This window comes from Streptomyces sp. NPDC051020 (assembly GCF_040683105.1).
Taxonomy (GTDB): domain Bacteria; phylum Actinomycetota; class Actinomycetes; order Streptomycetales; family Streptomycetaceae; genus Streptomyces.
Map to the genome: position 1 here is coordinate 111,980 of NZ_JBFBCG010000015.1, position 6,085 is coordinate 118,064.

The 6,085-nt window shown below is 72.3% G+C and carries 3 protein-coding genes; all 3 read left to right on the forward strand.

The features are described from left to right. Nucleotides 1-43 precede the first annotated feature (43 nt). The 3 genes from AB0N06_RS11420 (at nt 44) to AB0N06_RS11430 (ending at nt 5,861) form a co-directional block, all read left to right on the forward strand. Nucleotides 44-2,473, forward strand: a complete 2,430-nt coding sequence (locus AB0N06_RS11420; protein WP_366134442.1) for an ATP/GTP-binding protein — start codon at nt 44-46, stop codon at nt 2,471-2,473. A gap of 175 nt (nt 2,474-2,648) precedes the next feature. Continuing rightward, nucleotides 2,649-4,220, forward strand: coding sequence for a PucR family transcriptional regulator (locus AB0N06_RS11425; RefSeq protein ID WP_366134443.1), 1,572 nt, complete (start codon nt 2,649-2,651; stop codon nt 4,218-4,220). A 195-nt stretch (nt 4,221-4,415) separates the two neighbouring features. Next, complete coding sequence (locus tag AB0N06_RS11430) at nt 4,416-5,861, forward strand: aldehyde dehydrogenase family protein (protein ID WP_366134444.1); 1,446 nt, start codon at nt 4,416-4,418, stop codon at nt 5,859-5,861. Nucleotides 5,862-6,085: the final 224 nt, after the last annotated feature.

A 6,085-nucleotide genomic window follows, 5' to 3' on the forward strand; every position in this document is an offset into this window, starting at 1 on the left:
CGGAGTTACCGGTCGGCGCTGGTCAGGGGACGAGGGACAGCACATGGACACCGAGGGCACGTACGACTCACGCGGCACCCGCTCCGGTCATTCGGTGCCGCGCCCGGCCGGCCCACCACCGCCCGTGCTGCCGCCCATGCCGGGCCACGCACCGGCCTCCGGGCCCTCCCTCGGGGATTGGCTGCGCATCCCCAGGCCCATCGCTGAACCGGGCGTCTGGCGGTTCGGTCACACCTCCCGGCCCGCCCAGGAAGAGGAACGCACGCCCGACCGCACCCTGCTCAGCGGAGCCGCGATCTCCCTGTTGGCCGCCATCCTCGTCTGGTCGCTCTGGCGCAACGGATACATCCCGTACTGGCGGGTCCCGCTGAAGCTCTTCACCCCGGACGGCTGGTGGGGACCGTTCGGCGATCAGCCGCTGACCCATGGGGCCGTACGGGCGCTCGACATATACCGCCTCCTGATCATCGGAGCGATCTTCTACGGGTTCGGCCGCTTGGGTAACTGGCGCGCCGCGTTCGAACGATGGGTCGGGGGCCGGGGACCCGCCGCCCGGGCCGGCGGCGCCGCGGTCGCCGCCCTGCTGGTCTGGATCCTCGTATGGAACGGGACCGTGCCGGGCATGGAGCTCACCTTCAGCTTCGCCGCACCGTGGCTGGGCACCGACCGCACCGTGACCACCGCGGTCACGTACACGCTGTACGCCCTGATCACCCTGGTGATCGTGTGGCCGTTCGCGAAGCTCGGACGATGGGCGGAACTGCGGCGCCGGACCTCCGGCGGCAACGGACCGCAGCACCCGCCGACGGCCCACGCCGCCACGACCGGGCGCGCGAACGACCACGTGCACGGCGGCACGGCTCAGGACACGGGCCGCGGCACCGAAGGCCGCACGGACGACGGCGCGGACGATCCGGCCGAGTGGCCCGATCTGCGCGCCGCCGGACAGAATCAGGCCGCCGCCAAGCTCTCCCAGGAGACGCGGTCGGGCCGCATGAACGACGTCGACTACGTCCGTATCCGACGTGCCTGGACGTCCGTACGCGCCGACAGCAGCCGGCTCCCCGCCTTCACCGACACCGTGCTGCGCAACGGCGCCGCCGCCTGCACCCACCCCTCCGGCACACGTGATCTCCCGGTCCGGGCCTCCCGGCACGATCTGCTGGTCGACCAGGTCAGACTCGGCACCGTCGACGACAGCGAACGCAACCCCTACGCACGCCGCGGCAACGGCATCGCCCTCGACCCCGGGCTGCTCGGCACGTCCCTGTTGGCGGTCGGACCGCCGGGGGCGGGCAAGAGCCGCGCATTGATCCGGCCGGTCGTCGAATCCCTCGCCCTCCAGGCGCTCGCCGGGCGCGCCGCCGTCGTCGCGGTGTGCGCCGCCGGAACCCAGCTCGGCGCCGACGAGGGCTTCGACGTCGTGGTCAAGCTCGGCGACCCGTCCTCCGTCCACGATCTCGACCTGTACGGAGGCACCACCGACCCCGACGAAGCCGCTGCCGTGCTGGCCGAGGGGCTCATCGGTGATCTCCAGGAGGTGGACAGCCGGCGCGCCGCCACCACCCTCGCCCAGCTCCTCGGTCCCTACCGCGCCGCCCACGGCCGCTTCCCCTCCGTCCCGGAGCTGCGGGAACTGCTCGACGGCGTACCGGAGACGCTCTCCACCCTGCGCGCGGCCCTCGACGACGCGGGCCGCCAGGACATGCACCGCGAACTGGACGCGCGCACCCGCCAGTCCGGCGCCCCCGGCGACGCCGGACCCGCGCTCGCCGACCGGGTCGCGCTCCTCGACCGGCCCGCGTTCGCCGATTTCTTCGACACCACCGGCAAGGCCCGCCCCTTCTCCCTGCGGGCCCTGGAACACCCGCTGAGGGTCCGTATCGACCTGCCCGAACGCGGCCACGCCGAGGCGTCGCGGATGCTGGCCCGCCTCGTCCTCGCGCAATTCACAGCGAGTGCCGCCACCCGAACGGACCGCTCGCTCTTCGCCTGCCTCGTCCTCGACGACGCGACCCGCACCCTGACCCCCGACACCGTCCGCGGAATCCAGCGGCTGCGCTCCGCGCACGCCGGAGCCGTGGTCACGCTGCGCACCCTCGACGACGTCCCGGAGAACCTCCACACGGCGCTGCTCGGCGCCGTGGGCTGCCGGATGGCGTTCTCCGGGATCACCACCTGGGACGGCAAGAAGTTCGCCGAGGCGTGGGGCACGGAATGGGTCGAGACGAGGGACGTCACCCAGCGCACGGTCTTCGCCGACCAGCCGATGACCCGGGCCATCCACGCCTTCCGCAAACTGGTCACCGGTAAGGCCGTGACCACGGACGCGGTGACCGTACGCCAGGTCGAACGCGAACGCTGGTCCGCCTCCGAACTGGCCCATCGCGTTCCGGCAGGACACGCGGTCCTGTCCCTCACGACCGTACGGGGGGACCATGCGCCGCCCCTGCTGGTGAACCTGAACGGCTGACCCGTGTCCGTGGGGCCCTTGACGTGCGGACCGGGTCCTCCGCAGCGGATCCGGCGGGCGGGAACGGTGCCATATCTCCGGGAGAGGTTACGGCGGACCCTGCCGCCCTGGCAGAATCGGGAGGAGCCGTTCGTACGGGACGGCAAAATCGACTCCTGAAGGTCCCGCGGTCTCCATGCCCCCCACTCTCGCCTCGCTCGTCCAGCACTCGGCGCTCAAACTCACGGTGCGTGCGGGGGCGGACCGGCTTGACCAGCCCGTGCGCTGGGCGCATGCCAGCGAGCTCGCCGACCCCGTCCCTTACATGGAGGGGGGAGAACTCCTTCTCGTCACCGCCACCAACCTCGACGCGGAGAACCCCGAAGCGATGCGACGGTACGTGCGACGGCTGGCCGGCGCCGGAGTCGTCGGGCTGGGCTTCGCCGTGGGCGTCAACTACGACGACGTACCCCAGCCGCTGATCGACGCTGGGGAGGAGGCCGGGCTGCCGATCCTGGAAGTGCCGCGCCGCACCCCGTTCCTCGCCATCGCCAAGGCTGTTTCGTCGGAGATCGCCGCCGACCAGTACCGGGCGGTGACAGCGGGGTTCGAGGCCCAGCGGGATCTGACCAAGGCCGCACTCGCGGGGGACGGACCCGCCGAACTCCTCGCCCGGCTCGCCGCGCAGGTCGACGGCTGGGCCGCGCTGTACGACGCCTCCGGCGCCGTCGTGGCCGCCGCCCCTGACTGGGCCGCCCGGCGTGCCGCCCGGCTCACCCCCGATGTGGAGCGCCTGCGAGAGCGCCCTGCTCCGGCGAGCGTGGTCCTCGGCGACACCGACGACCGGGTCGAGCTCCAGACCCTGGGCACCGGCCGCAGGGCCCGCGGCGCCCTGGCCGTGGGCACCGGCTCGGCTCTCGGCACCGCCGAGCGGTACGCCGTGCACTCGGCCGTCGCCCTGCTGACACTCACCACCGCCCGCTCGCGCTCCCTCCAAGGTGCTGAGCAGCGGCTTGGCGCGGCGGTGCTGCGGATGCTCCTGGCCGGCCAGCCGGACCACGCGCGGGCGGTTGCCGGGGATCTGTACGGAGGGCTGCTCGACGCTCCTTTCCGGCTGCTGATCGCGGAGGCGGCCGAGCCGTCGACACCGGCGCTGCTCGGTGAGGCGATGGAGGCGGCGGCCTCCCGGGCCGGCGAGACGCTGTTGACGGTTCCCGAGGGCGAGCGGCTCGTCGTCCTGGCCGCGGACGGTGGTGCGGCTGTCGCCGCGTGCATGGCATACGCGAGGGCACAGGACGAGCGGACCCCACGTGACCAGAAGACGCCCGAGGAGGGGGAAATCGTGGTCGGGCTGTCCGCGCCGGCGGGTCCGATCGCCGTCTCCGCCGCGTACAAGCAGGCCGAACAGGCACTCTCGGTCGCCCGCCGCCGGGGCAGGGCCCTCGTCGAGCACGAAGAGCTGGCGGCCGGCTCGGTTCTGCCACTGCTCGCGGACGACGCGGTACGGGCCTTCGCGGACGGCATGCTCCGCGCCCTGTACGAGCACGACGCGAAGGGGCGCGGCGACCTGGTCGCCTCGCTGCGCGCCTGGCTCTCCCACCACGGTCAGTGGGATGCGGCCGCAGCCGACCTGGGCGTGCACCGCCACACCCTGCGCTACCGGATGCGGCGTGTGGAGGAGATCCTCGGCCGCTCCCTGGACGACCCGGATGTCCGGATGGAACTGTGGCTGGCACTGAAGGCCACCAGCTCCTCGCCGACGCCGTGAAACGGAGCCCGGCCGGCGCCTGAGGACGCCCCGCGTGCCGGACGGTTGCGGCACACCATTGCGATGGGCGCGGTCATCCGACAAACCGGCGCATGCCTGCCGCCCTTCGCTCCATGGCGGACAAACGTCAGGTCGACGGCCCGGCCCTACGGTGGGGGGCAAGACACCCCACGACTCCGAAGGGCCGGAACCTCCATGACTTCCACCCACGCCTTCTGGCTCGCCGGCCGCCAGGCCACCGGCGAGGACAGCTTCGACGTCACCAACCCCTGGGACGGCCGTCTCGTCGGTACGGTCAGCGTGCCGACCGACGCGCAGATCGAGGAGGCCGTCGCCGCCGCGCACGCAGTGCGCGAGGAGTTCGCCGCGACGCCCGCCCACGTCCGCGCCGCCGCCCTCGACCACGTCGTACGGCGTCTCGTGGAGCGCACCGAGGAGATCGCCCAGCTGATCTCCGCCGAGAACGGCAAGCCCATCAAGTGGGCGCGCGGCGAGGTCGGCCGCGCCGTCTCCGTGTTCCGGTTCGCCTCCGAGGAGGCCCGTCGCTTCAACGGCGGCGACGCCCAGCGCCTCGACACCGACGCCGGTGGCACCGGCCGTCTCGGGCTGACCCGGCGCTTCCCGCGCGGCACGGTCCTCGGTATCGCGCCCTTCAACTTCCCGCTGAACCTGAGCGCCCACAAGGTCGCCCCGGCCATTGCCGTCGGCGCCCCGATCATCCTGAAGCCCGCCCCGGCCACCCCGATCTCGTCGCTGATCCTCGGCGAGCTGCTGGCCGAGACCGACCTCCCGGCCGGTTCGTGGTCCGTGCTCACGGTGCCCAACGACCGTATGCCGGCCCTCGTCCAGGACGAGCGCCTGCCCGTGATCTCCTTCACGGGTTCCGGCCCGGTCGGCTACTCCATCCTGGAGTCGGTGCCGCGCAAGCACTGCACCCTGGAGCTGGGCGGCAACGGTGCGGCGGTCGTCCTCGGCGACTACACCTCCGACGAGGACCTGGACTGGGCCGCGAGCCGGATCGCGACCTTCTCCAACTACCAGGGCGGCCAGTCCTGCATCTCGGTGCAGCGCGTCATCGCGGACGCCTCGGTCTACGACCGGCTCGTCCCGAAGATCGTCGCGGCCGTCGAGGCCCAGGTCACCGGCGACCCGTCCGACGCTGCCACCGACGTCGGCCCGCTCGTCAGCGAGGACGCCGCCAAGCGCGTCGAGTCCTGGGTGGACGAGGCTGTGCAGGCAGGCGCCCAGCTGCTCACCGGAGGCAAGCGGGACGGTGCCACCTACGCGCCGACCGTGCTCGCGGAACTCCCGGACGGCGTCAAGCTCTCCTGCGAGGAGGTCTTCGGACCGGTCCTGTCCGTCCAGAAGGTGGACGGCGAGGCCGAGGCCTTCGCCTCGGTCAACTCTTCGAAGTACGGCCTGCAGGCAGGTGTGTTCACCCACGACCTGCAGACCGCCTTCCGAGCCCACCGCGCCCTTGAGGTCGGCGGCGTGATCATCGGCGACGTCCCCTCCTACCGCGCGGACCAGATGCCGTACGGCGGAGCCAAGCAGTCCGGCGTCGGCCGTGAGGGTGTTCGCTACGCGATGGACGACTACACCTACGAGCGCGTGCTGGTCCTCACCGGCCTCGCCCTGTAGCCCGTAAGCAGGATCGAACCGATCCACAGGAGCCGCCTGTAATCCGCCTGGACAGCACGACAGCAGGCGGCAGACGAACGGCCGGAGCCCACTGTGCGGGGGCTCCGGCCGTTCCTGCGTATCTGCACTCTGACCGGAAAACTCAACGGTCAGACGGGTACGGCGAGATAGCCCTTCGGCGGTGACGGTCGGAGGGCTCTCGTGGTGCGGTGCGGGCGAGGTCA